This is a genomic window from Caballeronia sp. LZ033, from assembly GCF_031451265.1.
GTDB lineage: Bacteria > Pseudomonadota > Gammaproteobacteria > Burkholderiales > Burkholderiaceae > Caballeronia.
On sequence record NZ_JARUXQ010000067.1, the window covers coordinates 1 to 313 of the forward strand.

Here is a 313-nt window from a genome sequence, read left to right on the forward strand (position 1 = left end):
GGTTATCGCTTCGCCGAGTTCGCGTGGCTCGCGAAGGCGTGAACATCGGTTTCGCCGATGTCCACGCGCAAGCCGCTACCACACCGCCTGGTTCGTCAGCGCGAACTGCGCGAGCGCGGCATCGGTGGATGGCGCACCGTTCTTCGCCATCTGCTCGATGGTATCGACGAGCGGCAGCCCGAGCCCTTCGAGCCACGACGAAAGCCCGTATCGCAAGGGCGTGTCGATGCGCACGAACATGCCCGCGTTCAGCGCGAGCCAGTAGCTGATCAACGCCTTGGCGCGGCTCTGGTCCGGCGATTCCGGCGCGATC

The 313-nt window shown here is 65.8% G+C and carries 1 pseudogene; it reads right to left on the reverse strand.

Annotated elements, in window-relative coordinates:
- Nucleotides 1-75: 75 nt before the first annotated feature.
- Nucleotides 76-313 (reverse strand): annotated as a pseudogene (locus QCE62_RS35220) (GNAT family N-acetyltransferase); the annotation flags it as partial.